At 46.8% G+C, this 15,782-nt stretch carries 16 protein-coding genes; 13 read left to right on the top strand and 3 right to left on the bottom strand.

From position 1 onward, the window contains the following. The first annotated feature begins 56 nt into the window (after positions 1–56). The 10 genes from dnaJ to deoC all read left to right on the top strand — a co-directional run bounded on the left by dnaJ (position 57) and on the right by deoC (position 10,508). On the top strand, positions 57–1,190 hold the full coding sequence (gene dnaJ / locus PO771_RS04815) for a molecular chaperone DnaJ (RefSeq protein WP_272562146.1): 1,134 nt from the start codon (positions 57–59) through the stop codon (positions 1,188–1,190). A gap of 57 nt (positions 1,191–1,247) precedes the next feature. Further along, the gene (prmA, locus tag PO771_RS04820) at positions 1,248–2,282 is read left to right on the top strand and encodes a 50S ribosomal protein L11 methyltransferase (protein ID WP_272562147.1); all 1,035 of its coding nucleotides are present in this window, start codon (positions 1,248–1,250) and stop codon (positions 2,280–2,282) included. A 14-nt stretch (positions 2,283–2,296) separates the two neighbouring features. After that, on the top strand, positions 2,297–3,031 hold the full coding sequence (locus PO771_RS04825; protein ID WP_272562148.1) for a 16S rRNA (uracil(1498)-N(3))-methyltransferase: 735 nt from the start codon (positions 2,297–2,299) through the stop codon (positions 3,029–3,031). A 53-nt stretch (positions 3,032–3,084) separates the two neighbouring features. Then, on the top strand, positions 3,085–4,425 hold the full coding sequence (gene mtaB, locus PO771_RS04830) for a tRNA (N(6)-L-threonylcarbamoyladenosine(37)-C(2))-methylthiotransferase MtaB (protein WP_272562149.1): 1,341 nt from the start codon (positions 3,085–3,087) through the stop codon (positions 4,423–4,425). Between the two features lie 80 nt (positions 4,426–4,505). Then, positions 4,506–6,107 (top strand): ATP-binding protein, encoded by a 1,602-nt coding sequence (locus PO771_RS04835; protein ID WP_272562150.1) that lies wholly within the window; start codon positions 4,506–4,508, stop codon positions 6,105–6,107. 1 nt (position 6,108) lies between these two features. Then, positions 6,109–6,816 carry a response regulator gene (locus tag PO771_RS04840; RefSeq protein ID WP_272562151.1) on the top strand — a complete coding sequence of 236 codons (708 nt, stop codon included), beginning with the start codon at positions 6,109–6,111 and terminating at the stop codon, positions 6,814–6,816. Positions 6,817–6,936: 120 nt separating this feature from the next. Further along, entirely contained in the window at positions 6,937–8,199 is a 1,263-nt protein-coding gene (locus tag PO771_RS04845; RefSeq protein WP_272562152.1) for a dicarboxylate/amino acid:cation symporter, read from the top strand. A gap of 103 nt (positions 8,200–8,302) precedes the next feature. Next, positions 8,303–9,358: a DctP family TRAP transporter solute-binding subunit gene (locus PO771_RS04850; RefSeq protein WP_272562153.1), complete on the top strand. Its 1,056-nt coding sequence runs from the start codon at positions 8,303–8,305 to the stop codon at positions 9,356–9,358. 32 nt (positions 9,359–9,390) lie between these two features. Continuing rightward, positions 9,391–9,840 (top strand): NUDIX hydrolase, encoded by a 450-nt coding sequence (locus PO771_RS04855; protein ID WP_272562154.1) that lies wholly within the window; start codon positions 9,391–9,393, stop codon positions 9,838–9,840. Beyond that, a complete protein-coding gene (deoC, locus tag PO771_RS04860) occupies positions 9,837–10,508 on the top strand; it encodes a deoxyribose-phosphate aldolase (RefSeq protein ID WP_272562155.1) in 672 nt (223 codons plus the stop codon). The genes PO771_RS04855 and deoC overlap by 4 nt, the downstream gene beginning before the upstream one ends. A gap of 32 nt (positions 10,509–10,540) precedes the next feature. On the opposite strand, the gene PO771_RS04865 is transcribed toward deoC, so the two are convergent. Further along, positions 10,541–11,467: a Na/Pi cotransporter family protein gene (locus tag PO771_RS04865; protein ID WP_272562156.1), complete on the bottom strand. Its 927-nt coding sequence runs from the start codon at positions 11,465–11,467 to the stop codon at positions 10,541–10,543. 96 nt (positions 11,468–11,563) lie between these two features. Here PO771_RS04865 and PO771_RS04870 point away from each other — a divergent pair, with 96 nt between their 5' ends. Beyond that, a complete protein-coding gene (locus tag PO771_RS04870) occupies positions 11,564–11,800 on the top strand; it encodes a hypothetical protein (RefSeq protein WP_272562157.1) in 237 nt (78 codons plus the stop codon). A gap of 28 nt (positions 11,801–11,828) precedes the next feature. Here PO771_RS04870 and PO771_RS04875 read toward each other — a convergent pair whose 3' ends face one another. Both PO771_RS04875 and PO771_RS04880 read right to left on the bottom strand, forming a co-directional pair. Further along, on the bottom strand, positions 11,829–12,218 hold the full coding sequence (locus PO771_RS04875) for a hypothetical protein (RefSeq protein ID WP_272562158.1): 390 nt from the start codon (positions 12,216–12,218) through the stop codon (positions 11,829–11,831). Continuing rightward, on the bottom strand, positions 12,215–12,688 hold the full coding sequence (locus PO771_RS04880) for a hypothetical protein (RefSeq protein ID WP_272562159.1): 474 nt from the start codon (positions 12,686–12,688) through the stop codon (positions 12,215–12,217). The genes PO771_RS04875 and PO771_RS04880 overlap by 4 nt, the downstream gene beginning before the upstream one ends. A gap of 192 nt (positions 12,689–12,880) precedes the next feature. Here PO771_RS04880 and PO771_RS04885 point away from each other — a divergent pair, with 192 nt between their 5' ends. Further along, a complete protein-coding gene (locus PO771_RS04885; RefSeq protein ID WP_272562160.1) occupies positions 12,881–13,492 on the top strand; it encodes a lysozyme family protein in 612 nt (203 codons plus the stop codon). Between the two features lie 98 nt (positions 13,493–13,590). After that, positions 13,591–15,765 (top strand): sensor domain-containing protein, encoded by a 2,175-nt coding sequence (locus PO771_RS04890; protein WP_272562161.1) that lies wholly within the window; start codon positions 13,591–13,593, stop codon positions 15,763–15,765. The last annotated feature ends 17 nt before the right edge of the window (positions 15,766–15,782 follow it).

Below are 15,782 nucleotides of genomic sequence, written 5' to 3' on the forward strand. Positions count from 1 at the left end.
TTTCTCAACCTGTTATGATTGAGGTTATGAATTAAATCGTGCGGGAGTGGACATAGATGAGTAAACGCGATTATTATGAGGTACTCGGCGTCGCGAAATCAGCTTCGGAAGACGAGATAAAAAAAGCGTATCGCAAGCTTGCCCGCCAATACCATCCGGACGTAAACAAAGAGCCGGATGCGGTGGAGAAGTTTAAGGAAGTTAAAGAAGCGTATGATGTGATAAGCGATCCGCAGAAGCGGGCGCAATACGATCAGTTTGGTCATGCTGCAGGACAGCAAGGTGGTTTTGGCGGGGCTGGTGCTGATTTTGGCGGCTTCGGTGATATTTTTGATATGTTTTTCGGCGGTGGTGGCGGAGGACGACGCAATCCGAATGCGCCGCGTCAGGGGAACGATTTGCAGTATACGATGTCGATTAGCTTTAAAGATGCCTATTTCGGCAAAGAAGAAGAGATCGAGATTCCGAAAGAAGCAACCTGCTCGAAGTGTGACGGTTCTGGTGCAGAGCCAGGAACAAAAGTTGAAACATGTCCGACATGTAACGGTGCCGGTCAGCAGGAAGTTGTACAAAACACACCGTTCGGTCGTGTAGTGAACCGCCGTCCATGTCCGTCTTGTAAAGGCAAGGGTAAATACGTACAGACAAAATGCAGCAAATGTCACGGCAATGGTAAGGAGACGATTCGTCGTAAAATCCGGATCAACATTCCAGCCGGTGTAGATGACGGCATGCAGATGCGAATTTCTGGCGAAGGTGAACTTGGTGTAAACGGTGGACCACCGGGAGATTTGTACGTGGTGTTCCGCGTAAAACGTCATGACTTCTTTGAACGGGATGAAGACAATTTGTTCTGCCAGATTCCGATTACCTTTGCCCAGGCGGCGCTTGGCGATGAGATCGAAGTGCCGACCATGGAAGGCAAAGTCAAAATGAAAATTCCAGCTGGTACGCAGACAGGCAAGACATTCCGCCTGCGTGGACACGGCATGCCACGAGTGAACCGGGGTGGAGCAAAAGGTGACCAGCACGTCAAAGTAACGGTTGTTACACCGACTAAGCTGAGCGACCGTCAGAAGGAATTGCTGCGTGAGCTTGCTGAACTTGGCGGGGAAGAAACGCATGCGGCAGGTAGTGCAGAGAAAACATTGTGGGATCGATTTAAAACGATGATGCGCGGCGATGTGTAGTCTGCTGCATCTTACACAATAGAACGGGATAGCAATGAGAGGATGGGACAACATACAATGAAATGGTCGGAAATTAGCATCCACACCGCCGAGGAAGCGGTCGAAGCAGTTGCGAACATTCTGCATGAAGCCGGTGCCACAGGAGTTGTGATTGAAGACCCGGAGATTTTGCAGCGTCAGTGGGAAGATAAATTCGGAGAAATTTATCAATTATCGGAGAAAGATTATCCGGAAGAAGGCGTCATTGTTAAAGCGTATCTTCTCGTGAACAGCTATCTCGCAGAAACCGTTGAGCAAATTAAAGAAGCGGTTAACAATCTTGCTTTATATGATATCGAGGCAGGGCCGGGCACGATCTCACTTGCGGAAGTGCGAGAAGAAGAGTGGGAAACTGCCTGGAAGAAATATTATAAGCCTGTTGAAGTATCAGATCGGATTACGATTACTCCGACATGGGAGGAGTATAAGCCGAAGCGCGAAGATGAACTGATCATTGAACTTGATCCGGGCATGGCGTTTGGCACAGGTACACACCCGACGACGGTACTGTGCATTCGAGCGCTTGATGAAGCGATCAAAGGCGGCGAGACAATCATTGATGTCGGCTGTGGTACAGGTGTGCTCGCGATTGCGGCGGCAAAACTTGGTGCTTCGTCTGTGCAGGCACTTGATCTTGATGAAGTGGCCGTGCATTCTGCCCGCATCAATGTGAAGCTAAACCATACAGCGAAGCAGGTTAATGTTGATCAGAACAATCTGCTTGATGGGATCGAAGGCCCGGTTGATATCGTGGTCGCTAACATCCTGGCAGAAGTCATCGTTCGTTTTGTAGATGATGCAGCTCGCGTACTTAAGCCGGGGGGACGATTCATTACATCCGGTATTATTACGCTTAAAGAAGAAGAAGTGAAGCAGGCGATGGAGTCGGCAGGATTCCGGATTGTCGAGTCTCATTATATGCATGACATGTATGACAGCGAAGATGACGGTGCGCATTATCCATCAGGTGATACCGTAGCACCGCCGACAATTTTGGACCGGACGGCGATCACATCTGGCTGGGTATGTATTATCGCTGAAAAACTGGCGTAGCCGAGGAGGTAAATATGCAGCGTTATTTTGTAGAACCGATACACATGCGGGAGCATGAGGTGACGATTACCGGAGACGATGTGAACCACATCGTCCGGGTTATGCGAAATCGTGTCGGGGATGAAGTAATTTGCTGCAACGGTCAGGGACGTGATGTGCGCGGCGCGATTGAGGCGATTGAGCCGGATGCTGTGCACATCCGCATCGTGGAAGAAGGCTTGAAAAACCGTGAACTTCCGGTGCAAGTTACCATTGCCCAGGGATTGCCGAAAGGTGATAAAATGGAATGGGTTATTCAGAAAGGCACTGAGCTCGGTGCTTTTTCTTTTTGCGCGTTTACGTCAAGTCGGACCGTTGTAAAGCTTGATGCAAAAAAAGAAGCCAAGCGTCTGGAACGCTGGCAGAAAATCGCGAAAGAAGCGGCAGAACAGTCGCATCGAAGCGTAGTACCGCAGATCGAGAATGTGCAGAGCTGGCGCGAGTTGCTTGCATCTGCATCCGGTTTCCATTATGCTGTACTTGCATATGAAAAAGAGGAAAGTGCCACATTTGGCCGTGTGTTGGCGGACATGACACCTGGATCAAAACTACTTGTTGTCATCGGGCCAGAAGGTGGATTCGATGAGAAAGAAGTAGCAGAAGCCGAAGCGGCAGGCTTCGCAGCTGTGTCGCTTGGCAAGCGTATCCTGCGGGCCGAGACAGCGCCGCTCTATGCACTATCGTGTGTGTCTTATCGATTTGAACAATAAAACTCGGTTTCGTTTCATCGGGTGATTTTTATAGGTAAGGAGTTGGAGACAAAATGCCAACTGTTGCGTTTCATACCCTCGGATGCAAAGTAAACCATTACGAGACCGAAGCAATCTGGCAGCTATTTAAAGATGTCGGATATGAGAAAACGGATTTCGAACAAAAAGCGGACGTTTATGTTATTAATACGTGTACAGTAACGAATACAGGTGACAAAAAAAGCCGTCAGGTCATTCGTCGGGCGATTCGTCGCAACCCGGAAGCGGTTATCGCTGTCACAGGTTGCTATGCGCAAACGACGCCGCACGAAATTATGGCGATCCCAGGGGTAGACATTGTTGTCGGAACATCGGGTCGTGAGCAATTGACTGACTATGTAAATCAGTATTTGCAGGATCGTCAGCCGATTAATGCGGTATCGAACATTATGAAAGCACGCGAATACGAAGAACTCGATGTACCAGAGTTTACGGATCGCACACGTGCCTCGCTGAAAATTCAGGAAGGCTGTAACAACTTCTGCACCTTCTGTATTATTCCGTGGGCACGCGGCCTGATGCGCAGCCGTAAACCGGAGAGTGTCATTGAACAGGCGAACAAGCTTGTGGCAGCAGGCTACAAGGAAATTGTGCTCACAGGCATTCATACCGGCGGCTACGGAGAAGACCTCGAAGATTACAATCTTGCTCGTCTGCTGCGTGATCTCGATACGAAAGTGCCGGGGCTTGCTCGCATCCGCATTAGTTCCATTGAGGCGAGTCAAATTACGGATGAAGTAATCGAGATCTTGAATTCATCGGATAAAATGTGCCGTCACCTGCACGTTCCGCTGCAGGCAGGCGATGATCAAGTATTAAAACGCATGCGTCGTAAATATACGACAGACGAATACCGTGCGACGATTGAGAAGCTGCATCAGGCGCTTCCAGACGTGGCGATTACAACGGATATTATTGTAGGATTCCCTGGCGAGACGGAAGAGATGTACGAGAACGGCTTCCGTTTTATCGAAGAGATGAAATTCGCTGAGCTACACGTCTTCCCATATTCGAAGCGCAGCGGTACACCAGCTGCCCGGATGGAAGATCAAGTGGATGAAGAGATCAAAAATCGTCGCGTGCATGAATTGATTGAGCTATCGAACCGAATGGCAGTTGAGTATTCAAGCAAATTTGTCGGTCAGGTACTTGAAGTTATTCCAGAAGAGCCGTACAAAGAAGCACCGGATAGCGGTCTGTATGTCGGTCATGCGGATAACTATCTTAAACTAGTATTCCAGGCGAATGAGTCACTCGTCGGCAAGATTTGTATGGTGCGCGTGGACGAGCCAGGCGCAGAAACGTGCAAAGGCACATTCGTGCGTGTACTGAGCGAAGAAGCGCTTCAGGCATAAGCAGAGAAGCTGTCCTAAAAGCCAGAACATGGCGAACGGGACAGCTTTTTGTTGTAGAATCGAAAGCGAGGGGGAATTAAATGCGACTAGATAATTGGCCGATTCGCTGGAAGATCACACTGCTGGCATTCGGTATCGTGTTATTTTCCCTGCTTATGGGGACGATGATTCTCATTGGAAAAATCGTAACAGTTAAAGTAGAGGATGTAAGTGACCGCTCGCTTCTCATCGCAAAAGTGACTGCCCAGATACCGGAGATCAAGCGATTAGTGGAATCCGGTGATCCTAATCGTGTTGTTCAAAAGCTGGTTGAGCAAGTGCGGGCGATTTATGGAGCTGATTATATTGTGGTCGTCAACATGGACGGAGTGCGTTTGTCGCATCCACTGGAGAATCGGATTGGGACGAGGTTCCCGATAAACCAGGCGGCGAAGCCTGCGTTTGCAGAACACGTATATGTCGATCAGGTACAGGGTGACCTGGGGGATGGTGTACGGGCATATGCGCCAATTATGAACGATGAGCATCAGCAAGTCGGGGTAGTAATGGTAGGCAATACCGTGCCGCCGCTTAGTGCGATTTTGCATGATTTGAGCGGCGAGATGGTGCTGATTTTATCACTGACGCTTTGTTTTGGTATTTTCGGAGCGTATTTGCTCGCAAGCCATATTAAGCAGCAAACATTCCAACTTGAGCCCCAAGAGTTGGCCCGTACCATTGATGAACGAACGGCAGCTTTCCATGCGATTCATGAAGGCATTATCGCGATTGATGATAAGGAACGCATCACCGTTATAAATGAAGCCGCCAAGCGCATGCTTAAGGTGCACGTGGAAGCAGTCGGGGAAAATATTTGGGATGTTATTCCAGATACGCGACTGCCGGAAATTTTGGAACTGGGTTATCCACTTTATAATCGTCAGTTTTATATTGGTGATACGCTTATCGTGAGCAACCGGGTTCCGATTCAAGTGAAGGGAAAAACAAAAGGGGCGCTTGCCATCTTCCAGGACAAAACAGAAGTGACACGTATGGCAGAAGAGTTGACGGGCGTTAAATCATTCGTGGACGCGCTGCGTGCCAAAAACCATGAACATAGCAACAAACTCCATACGATCGCCGGGCTTATTCAGCTTGGCAAAGACCAGGAGGCGCTTCGTTACATTTTCCAACTCGATGAAGAACAGGAGAATGTCGCGCACTACATTGGAGATCGGATTCAGGACGTGAATCTGATGGGCCTGCTCATCGGCAAAATTAGCCGAGCCAAGGAACTCGATATTACTCTGTACATTGATCCGTACAGTGAATTTCGACGTTTCCCGCAGGATGTGACGTATCATGATCTGGTCATTATCATTGGCAATCTGATTGAGAATGCGTTTGACGGTCTTGCAGAAGTAGTAGATCGCGGGAAAAAAATTGATGTCTCAATTGTACAGGATGACAGCTATGTGATTATCGAAATAGACGATAATGGCATCGGAATTCCAGAAGAGATGCGTCAGCATATTTTTGAGAAAGGCTTTTCCACCAAGCAAAAAGGTGAGCGAGGCATTGGATTATATCTTGTTTCGTCCATTGTAGAGCGAAGCGGGGGCGAAATTGAAGTAGACAGTAGCGTAGGTTTCGGAACATGGGTGCGTGTTACGCTGCCGATGGAGCGGAAGGAGGAAGAGTAAGATGAGCAAGCCAATCGAAGTGCTGCTTGTGGAAGATGATCCGATGGTCCAGAACATTAATCGGTCTTTTATTGAGCGTGTGGAGGGATTTGCCGTGACGGGGGTGGCCCGTAGCGGAGAAGAAGCATTAGAGAAAATAAAAGAACGTACTCCCGATCTTGTCATTCTTGATCTGTACATGCCTGGCAAGGGAGGTCTTGAGACGCTACGCGTTATTCGGCAGGATGAGCAGGATGTGGATGTGATTGCGGTAACGGCAGCGAATGATCGTGAGACGGTTTTACGTGTGATGCGGCTTGGGGCAGTCGATTATATATTTAAGCCATTTCAGTTTGAACGTATCCAGGCAGCACTTGTACGCTATCGTGAACAATTTCTGCGCAATCAGTCGGCAGATACGTTCACGCAGACAATATTTGACCGCACATATGAGAATACTGCGTCCGATACAGGTGGTAATTCGGCACGGGACGAAGCAGAATTACATTACCCGAAAGGAATTCAGGCGTTTACGTTGCAACAAGTGGCAGAATGCTTGCGGCAGTCTGACCGAGGGATGTCCGCGGAGGAGATCGGCCAGCTGATCGGGATGTCTCGCGTTACCGTTCGCCGTTATCTCGAATACTTGGAGTCAGTTGAGCAAGCCAAATCCATGATGAATTATGGCACAGTTGGTCGTCCGATGAAAATGTATCACTGGCTTACATGAACAAAAAGAACAAAACGTTTAATAAATACAAAAACTTCTCCTCTCTGTGTGCAAACGTTATCATGAATCTATCAGAAAACGACAGACAATGATGAATATTTGCAAAGGAGAGGATACTGAATGAGACTTATAAAAAACTTGACGTTTCAAGTTCTCATAGCGATTGTGCTTGGTGTTATCGTAGGGCAAGTATGGCCCAAGTTTGGACAAGATATGAAAGTGGTTGGGGAGACATTTATCAACCTGATCAAGATGGTAATCGCTCCAATTATCTTCCTGACCATTGTCATTGGTATTTCGAGCATGGGTGACATGAAAAAAGTTGGCCGTGTTGGGGGTAAAGCACTTTTATACTTTGAAGTTGTAACAACGTTTGCACTTTTCATTGGTATTATCGTAGCAAATCTAGTAAAACCAGGTGCCGGTCTTGATCCGGAAAAACTGAAAAAAGGCGACATCACGAAATATGTAGACAGTGCAAAAGATATGGATTGGGTGCAATTCTTCACCCACATCATTCCGTCGAATGTATTTGACGCATTCGCGAAAGGCGACATTCTGCAAATTCTTTTCTTCTCCGTGCTGTTCGGCCTTGGCCTGACGATGCTTGGGAATACAGGAAAACCGGTAATTGACTTCTTTGATAAGCTGTCCAAAATTTTCTTCAACATACTTGGTATGGTTATGAAGCTTGCTCCGATCGGTGCTTTTGGGGGGATGGCGTACACAATCGGTAAATTCGGGATTGCGACATTGAAACCGCTCAGCATGCTGATGGTGAGTGTATATGGAACGATGTTTCTGTTCGTGTTCGTTGTCCTTAACATAATCGCCAAACTGTATGGCTTTAGTCTGTGGAAATACTTGAGCTTCATAAAAGAAGAACTACTCCTTGTTCTCGGTACATCGTCTTCCGAGTCTGCACTGCCGGGCATGATGAACAAGATGGAGCGTTTTGGCTGTTCGAAGCCGGTAGTAGGTTTGGTCATCCCGACTGGGTATTCGTTTAACCTTGACGGTACGACGATTTATCTGTCTATGGCGACAATCTTTTTAGCACAGGTCTTCCATGTTGACCTGAGCATTGCTCAGCAATTGACCATTATTGCGATCTTGATGCTTACCTCTAAAGGTGCAGCAGCTGTAACAGGCGGTGGATTCATCGTCCTTGCTTCTACACTGACAGCGATGCAGGTCATTCCAATTGAAGGTCTTGCCCTTTTGCTTGGTGTAGACCGCTTCATGTCTGAAGCGCGTGCAATCGTTAATCTGATCGGGAACGGTGTAGCGACAATTGTTGTGGCGAAGAGTGAGAAAGAGTTTGATGAATCGAAGCATCAGGAAGTACTTGTCGAAATGGCACAGCCGAAGTTGAGTGCCTAATACTTTTTTCGTAATCATTTAGAGCGTGGACAGGCTGTTGTCCGCGCTTTTTTGTGCTATGATACACGCAAAGGATTTTTCAGAGGAAAAAGGGGAAAACAGCATGAAGTCGCTTCGCTGGCTTATTGTATTTCTTATATCTGGTCTTGTGCTTTCGATTGGAATTGGGTTTGGCTTTAGCTTTACAATGCAAAAGCCGAAATATGAAGATGAAGAACAGGCTGGACTCAACCAGAAAGTAATCATTCGATTCAGCCATGTGGTAGCGGAGAGTACGCCGAAAGGTCTGGCGGTTGCTCGCTTCGCCGAGCTTGTTCGTCAGAAAACAAACGGCATGGTCGAGATTCGCGTATATCCGAATGCTACTTTGTATAATGACGCAACAGAGTTTAATGCGCTTCAGCAGGATCAGGTGGAAATGATTGCGCCTGCCACATCGAAGCTATCCGCTCGCTATCCAGCATGGATGGTGATGGATTTGCCGTATGCGTTTCGGGATGAGCGTATGGTTGGCGAAGCGATGGATGGTCCGCTTGGGAAGCTTTTATTTCAAGCGATTAATGATCCGAACGTGAAAGGTCTTGCACTGTGGGACAATGGATTTAAACAAATGACGTCGAATGAGCCGCTGCGCAATCCGGATGATTTCAAAGGAAAGACATTCCGGATTATGGCGAGTCCGGTGCTGCGTTCACAATTTACAGCACTGGGGGCACAGGCAGAGAGTTACGGTTTTGATGATCTGTACCGGCAATTAGAGATGGGAAGCGTAGAGGGAGAAGAAAATACACTATCTAATATTTACAGCAAGCGGCTTTATCAGGTACAGAAGCATATGGACGTTAGTAATCACGGGTATTTGGGTTATATTGTATTAATAAACAAAACAACCTGGAATCGACTATCAGACAAGCAAAGGCAGGCTATTCAGGAAGCGATGACAGAGACGACTGCCTGGGTACGCCACTATGCACATGACATTAACAACCAGGCATTAGCAGAGATGAAGAACCGTCATCTTATGACGATTCATATGCAGACGGACACAGAGAAACAAGCTTGGCAGCGGGCGTTTTCTCCTTTGTATGATCAGTATAAAGACATAATCGGAGAACAGGTGCTGACAGAATGGCGAAAGCTGAGCAGTCATCCGTACTAGATAAAAAATGCTTTTTCAAGGAGGAATACTTGATGGCAAAAGAGATTTCGGCAGGAGGAGTGGTATACCGCAAGACAGAGGACAACCAGATCGAGCTGATGCTGATTGAAGATCGGTATATGAAGATATCACTTCCGAAGGGAAAGCAGGAGCCGGGAGAGACGATGGAAGAGACAGCGCTGCGGGAGATTGAAGAGGAGACAGGCATTCATGGTAAGGTTGTGGAGCCACTGGAGACAATCTATTATCACTACTATAATCCGAAGATCGGTGCCATTAAGAAAGAAGTGCACTACTATCTTGTAGAGGCAATGTCCGGCATCCTTACACCGCAGCTGGAAGAAATCAACACGGTAGCCTGGATGACACCGGATAAAGCGTGGAAGAGGCAGCAGGAAAGCGGATACCACAATAATATCTCCGTGCTGAAAAAGGCATATCGCTTGCTAGGCATTGCAAATGGTCAGGAGGGAATCGGATGAAGCGGGAACTGGCAGCATATATTGACCATACTCTGCTTGCGCCAGCAGCTTCTGCGGCGCAGATTGATCGACTATGTGAAGAAGCACGTGAGCATGGGTTTTATGCGGTATGTATCAATCCGTACTGGGTGCGCCGGGCCAAACAGGCGCTTGCGGGAAGTGCTGTGCGGGTCGCAACGGTAATTGGTTTTCCACTTGGGGCTACTTGTACGGAAAGTAAGGTATTTGAAGCAGAAAAAGCGGTGGAAGACGGAGCGGATGAGCTGGATATGGTGCTTAACATCGGTGCGCTCAAGAGCGGGGCAGATGAAGTGGTTCGCCGTGATATTTCAGCTGTTGTGGCTGCGGCAGGTACCCATCCCGTGAAGGTCATTATTGAGGCGTACCTGCTTACGGAAGAAGAAAAAATTCGAGCGTGCCGCCTGAGTGAAGAGGCGGGTGCGCGATTTGTCAAAACGTCGACTGGATTCAGTTCGGGAGGGGCGACTGTCGAAGATGTAGCACTTATGCGTCGGGCAGTTAGCGCGGCGGTATCAGTCAAGGCTTCAGGTGGCGTCCGTACGTATGAAGCAGCTAACGCGATGATTCAGGCAGGCGCGGATCGCATCGGCACAAGCAATGGAGTAGCCATTGTTACGGGTGGTCAGGCAGATGCAAATGCGTATTAGTAAATAAAAACGAGCTGCGGCTACGCTCGTTTTTATTCATCTCGTATGGACATGCGGGCTAGTCGAGCAATCATGTTTACGAATGGCAGGGCTAGTACAGAGCAGATGACGTTAAAGAGTGTTTGAGCGTGAGCGATCTGCACATCCGGGTGATTGGTCAGCATTTGTACGAGATCAGCAAGTGGCCCGATGAATGGCCAGAATAAGAGCACACCTGCGACATTCAGAAATACATGCACCCAAGCGACCTGTTTAGCAGCCGCTGAACTGCCGATGGCGGCCAGTATAGCGGTTATGCATGTACCAATGTTGCTGCCCAGAATGATGGCAATGCCCATCGTGAGCGACAAGATATGCTCGTTCACAAATCCCATCGTAAGTGCCGTTACCGCCGAACCACTGTGTAAAAGCGCAGTAAACGCAGCTCCAAGAACGATCCCGTTTAAGTTTGAGGCGTGTTCTCCGGTAAGGGTTGAGAGGAAAAAATGGCTTTCCTGTAGTGGTCCTGTAATGGTCTGCATCATGCGAATCCCAAGAAATATACAGCCGAATCCGGCCAGAGAGGCGCCCAGTGCCTTCATAAAAGTATGACGGAAAAAGTACAGCACACATCCAATGATAAACAGCGGGAGTGCCAGCTTATGCGGATTTAGGGCAATGAGTTGTGTTGTGAACGTCGTGCCGATATTCGTGCCGAGGATGATCCCAACCGTTTGCGGAAAGGTCAACAGCCTGGCATTGACAAGTCCGATCGTAATAACGGTAACTGCACTGCTGCTCTGAACAAGCATGGTAATAAGCGTTCCAGTGATCATGCCGCGCGATGGTGTGCGGGTGAAAGTAAGCAACCAGCGTTGCAGCTTATCGCCTGTTATCGCCAATAAGCCAAACCGCATTAGGCGCATGCCGCCGAGGAACAGGCCGAGCCCTGCAAACATGGGCCAGAGAAGCGCTGTCATAAGACGCCCCCTTTCTACATGGTTCACTCCACTATATGCAGGGAGAGGGACGGGCATGACAGGCTTACATCATCAAATGAGAGAGAAGGAAACGATATGGAAAAGAAAAATACATGCAATCTTGACCACACAATAGAAGATGTGCAAAAAAAATACGAGGCAATCAAGCCGTATCTGCCGGAGAATATTATCGCAGCGCTTGCTTTATACCTCGCACAATCCCGTACACAGGAAGAACTGAATGAAGTGTTTCATTTGCTGAAAAAATATGATCTTGCGGACGCAGCAGAACAGGCACGCCGCAATGCAGAATTCGCCCGACTGTTATTTTAGGTCAGGGCTTTTTTTATGTATGGAGTTATCAAGAGAAGTAATCAACAGGATAAGAAGATGTATAAATAATGTCGTACTTTCCAGTCAGATAGCGAACATAATAATGTTCTAGCGCGTTCGGACCATTAGAAAAATACAAGTCTCGTCCTTTTTGGGAGCTGAGCGTACAGCCTTCCTCATTCATTTTTTCGATAAACGGCTGATAATTTCCTCGGTGTACAACATACGAAATCGTGCCATCTTTCGCCTGAATTTTTGCCATGGATTTTTTTTCGATATGAAGTTGATACATGGCGGATGCATACGGAAATGCCCCACCTGCGACCGCTATACTTTCTTTTTTCGCATAGAGAAGAAGTGAGAGACTTACAATACAAAGAGAGAATAGAAGTACAGTTACTTTTAGAATTCGCTTCATTTGACAGTCCCTTCGTTCGATTTAGTAGAAAGCCTATTCTCGATAAAACGGGCTAGGTCACCACTTCTAATATAAAACTGTGATTCGGGGTCAATATGGCTCGGAGCCGTTTCGAATTGAGAGCCGACGTCATCTGGACCCCTTGCGCAAAATGAGAAAGAAACGTGCCCCTGTTGAAGTTCAAACGAGATAGCCCCATCTGGTGTAGAGCCAAAATGTTCACGATTGCTGCCGGAGAAGGAAGCGTCTTGTAGTATAGCAATTACCGCCTGTTGCTCTTCGTGAGAGAGAGTGATCGTTTGATCACTTAGGTATTGAATGGATACATGTTTTACGTTATCAGTTGTAAGTGATGTACGAAGTTCTTTCCAGACGGGACGATCTTTTCTGCCATCACTTGTGGTGTATAGGGCGATAAGAAAGACGACAATCAAGAAGAGAGTCCAAATACGCAGCTTTTTTTCGGACATATATATCCCTCTTTTTAAGGATATTTTACCATATCTATTAAAAAATTACGTGCTACTTTTTCCTGGTCGATTCGTATAAGAAAATGAATACGAATGTTACTACTTGGCCACAGGCTTCAGCATGAAAAGGGAAGTATGGGGATTCTTGATAGGTGGAAGTAGTAAGAGTGAAGAGAAACATGGGAGAGGGCAATGAACCGAATAAAAAAATGGATGCGAAATTTTATGCTAGTCGTTATGATAGCTACAATAGGCTTAACTGGTCTGGTGATTTTTCTATGGGGAGAGGGAGGAGCCCCTCGACAGATTGACCCGTATGCGCATGTAAAAAAATATGAGCCCGCCCTGCGCAGTGAGCTGGCTCAGTACGGCCTGGAGCAACAAACTGATGTCCTGGTAGCACTGATGTATCAGGAAAGCCAGGGCAGAGGAGGAGACCCGATGCAGGCATCCGAATCAGCCGGACTGCCGCCAAACACCATTAAAGATCCCGAACAAAGCATCAGACAGGGCGTTCGTCATTTTCATAACGTGTATACATATGGTAAGAAGAAGCATGTAGATATGGCGACAATTATTCAGGCGTACAACATGGGACCTGGCTATATCGACTTTGTGGCTGCACATGGTCAGAAGCACTCGGAAGAATTAGCTAGACAGTACTCTGCGATCCAAGTCCAAAAAGCACCAAATGTATACACATGCGGTGATGATCAAGGAAATTTTCGATATCCATATTGCTACGGTGATTTTTCATATACGACAAAAATACTGCGAGTAGAATCGAAAATAAAAGGAGAGTGAAAATAAATAATTCTTTTTGCCGTTACGGTTGCAAATATATTCCGTTTTGTGGTATTAAAGAGTTAAATGACTTTTTTCCTAAGTTAAGAGGTGCTTCGATGGATACTGCTTTCGACAATCAATTTATTCTTGAAAAACTACATGCTTTTACCTCATCTATTCCAGAACATGAAGCGCATCAGAACGAGCATGATGGAAATATGGAGCAGATTCATACGCTTGTGCATAACTTTGCAGATGTATGGCGGGCACTGGATGAATCGACAATTGTGGCGCTGACAGATACAGCCGGAAGAATCATATATGCGAACGAAAAATTTTGTGAAATATCGAAATACTCCAGAGAAGAACTGATTGGAAGTACCCATCGTCTGCTGAATTCAGGGTACCATGGACGAGAGTTTTTTCAACAGATGTGGGCAACGATTGCCAAAGGTGAAGTATGGAGCGAGGAAGTAAAGAATAAAGCAAAAGACGGGACATTTTATTGGGTCAAAACCACCATTGTACCGCTTCTTGATGAGGATAGTATACCGTATCGGTATATCACATTTCGTACGGATATTACAAAAGGAAAAATGGCGGAGGAAAAGCTCCGTGAAGGGTTAAAAAACGATTTTATCCGCACAGTAAATGCTCTTCATAACATCGTATTCAAACTTCATCGCAATGAAAATGGGGTGCCGGTTTATACCTTATTTGAAGGAAAGCTTGCCAGCCAGCTTGGCCTTCGGACTGGCAATGTACTTGGTAAAACGCCGTATGATGTGTTTCCGATTGAGGCAGCAGAAGTTATGAATCAGCATAATCTTAAGGCATTTTCTGGCCAGCTAGTGACGTACAATTACCGCTATATGAATCGTGATTTTCATACCACCTTGTCACCGATCATTGAAAATAACACCGTCATTGAGATCATTGGTTCTACAGGTGAGATTACAGATTTGAAACGCGCAGAGGAAATGATTCGTCGCATGGCGTATCAAGATTCGTTAACCAAGCTGCCGAATCGCAGGATGTTTACAGAAGATCTGAAACGTGCCTTACAAAACGCGAGTGAAACTGATTGTGAAGTTGCGGTGCTGTTTATTGATCTGGACCGTTTCAAACAGATTAATGATACGTTCGGTCATACGGTGGGGGACAAGCTGCTTGTGAATGTAGCGGAACGACTGATCAAGCACATGATTGGAAATGGACATGTGTATCGCCTGGGCGGAGATGAATTTGTTGTGCTTATCCCGGAAGTAGACGAGGCGACAAGTGCAGAGATTGTTGCGCAGGAGCTGCTTTATGCATTTCGGACAACCTTTTCGCTTGATCATCATGAATTTTTCATTACATGCAGCATTGGAATTGCCATCTATCCTTTTGCGGGGCTTGATATGGAATCATTAATGAAGAATGCTGATACGGCGATGTATTATGCTAAAAATCATGGCCGTAACGGATACCGTTTCTATACACCGCAAATGAACGCGACATACGAAGAGCATTTGCGGCTTGAGATTGACCTACGTCGTGCCTTGGAGAATCAGGAGTTTGAACTATACTATCAGCCCAAAGTGGACATCTATACTGGGAAGTTGACCGGGATGGAGGCTCTCGTGCGCTGGAATCATCCGAAAAAGGGCTATATTTCTCCTGTCTCATTTATTCCGCTTGCAGAAGAGACCGGGCTTATTATTCCACTTGGTGAATTGGTGCTTAAAATGGCATGTGCCCAGAACAAAAAATGGATGGAAGCTGGGTATCCGAAACTTTGTGTAGCCGTGAATGTATCGGCCATTCAGTTTCAACAGCCGGATTTTGTCCTTCTTGTTGAGATGATTTTACAGTCAACCGGGCTTGATCCGGCATATCTTCAACTCGAAATGACAGAGAACAGTATGATGAATGATGCGGAAGAAAGTCTGTCTACTCTGCGCAAGTTGCATCAGCTTGGGATTTCGATTGCGATTGATGACTTTGGAACCGGATATTCGTCGCTTGGGTATTTAAAGCGATTTCCGATCAATGCACTAAAGGTTGATCGCTCTTTCGTCAAAGATGTTACGACGGATACAGGAGATGCAGCGATCGTAAAAGCGGTGATTCACCTAGCGCACAGCATGGGACTTACGGTGGTGGCAGAAGGGGTAGAAACGGAGGATGTACTCCGCTTTTTGCAAGAACAAGAATGTAATGAAGTGCAAGGATATTATTATAGTCGGCCGCTTCCAGAACCGGAATTTACGGCTCTGCTTGAGGGAGGAATCACGTTTACTTCCTAGTATGCTAAAGGGGATAT

Source organism: Aneurinibacillus uraniidurans, assembly GCF_028471905.1.
Lineage (GTDB): Bacteria > Bacillota > Bacilli > Aneurinibacillales > Aneurinibacillaceae > Aneurinibacillus > Aneurinibacillus uraniidurans.

Excerpts from the sequence above, each read along its gene's own strand:
- mtaB (WP_272562149.1), top strand. The coding sequence starts at position 3,085 with ATGCCAACTGTTGCGTTTCATACCCTCGGATGCAAAGTAAACCATTAC.
- deoC (WP_272562155.1), top strand. The coding sequence starts at position 9,837 with ATGAAGCGGGAACTGGCAGCATATATTGACCATACTCTGCTTGCGCCA.
- dnaJ (WP_272562146.1), top strand. The coding sequence starts at position 57 with ATGAGTAAACGCGATTATTATGAGGTACTCGGCGTCGCGAAATCAGCT.
- PO771_RS04850 (WP_272562153.1), top strand. The coding sequence starts at position 8,303 with ATGAAGTCGCTTCGCTGGCTTATTGTATTTCTTATATCTGGTCTTGTG.
- PO771_RS04870 (WP_272562157.1), top strand. The coding sequence starts at position 11,564 with ATGGAAAAGAAAAATACATGCAATCTTGACCACACAATAGAAGATGTG.
- PO771_RS04865 (WP_272562156.1), bottom strand. The coding sequence starts at position 11,467 with ATGACAGCGCTTCTCTGGCCCATGTTTGCAGGGCTCGGCCTGTTCCTC.
- PO771_RS04825 (WP_272562148.1), top strand. The coding sequence starts at position 2,297 with ATGCAGCGTTATTTTGTAGAACCGATACACATGCGGGAGCATGAGGTG.
- prmA (WP_272562147.1), top strand. The coding sequence starts at position 1,248 with ATGAAATGGTCGGAAATTAGCATCCACACCGCCGAGGAAGCGGTCGAA.
- PO771_RS04835 (WP_272562150.1), top strand. The coding sequence starts at position 4,506 with ATGCGACTAGATAATTGGCCGATTCGCTGGAAGATCACACTGCTGGCA.
- PO771_RS04840 (WP_272562151.1), top strand. The coding sequence starts at position 6,109 with ATGAGCAAGCCAATCGAAGTGCTGCTTGTGGAAGATGATCCGATGGTC.
- PO771_RS04880 (WP_272562159.1), bottom strand. The coding sequence starts at position 12,688 with ATGTCCGAAAAAAAGCTGCGTATTTGGACTCTCTTCTTGATTGTCGTC.
- PO771_RS04875 (WP_272562158.1), bottom strand. The coding sequence starts at position 12,218 with ATGAAGCGAATTCTAAAAGTAACTGTACTTCTATTCTCTCTTTGTATT.
- PO771_RS04885 (WP_272562160.1), top strand. The coding sequence starts at position 12,881 with ATGAACCGAATAAAAAAATGGATGCGAAATTTTATGCTAGTCGTTATG.
- PO771_RS04890 (WP_272562161.1), top strand. The coding sequence starts at position 13,591 with ATGGATACTGCTTTCGACAATCAATTTATTCTTGAAAAACTACATGCT.
- PO771_RS04845 (WP_272562152.1), top strand. The coding sequence starts at position 6,937 with ATGAGACTTATAAAAAACTTGACGTTTCAAGTTCTCATAGCGATTGTG.
- PO771_RS04855 (WP_272562154.1), top strand. The coding sequence starts at position 9,391 with ATGGCAAAAGAGATTTCGGCAGGAGGAGTGGTATACCGCAAGACAGAG.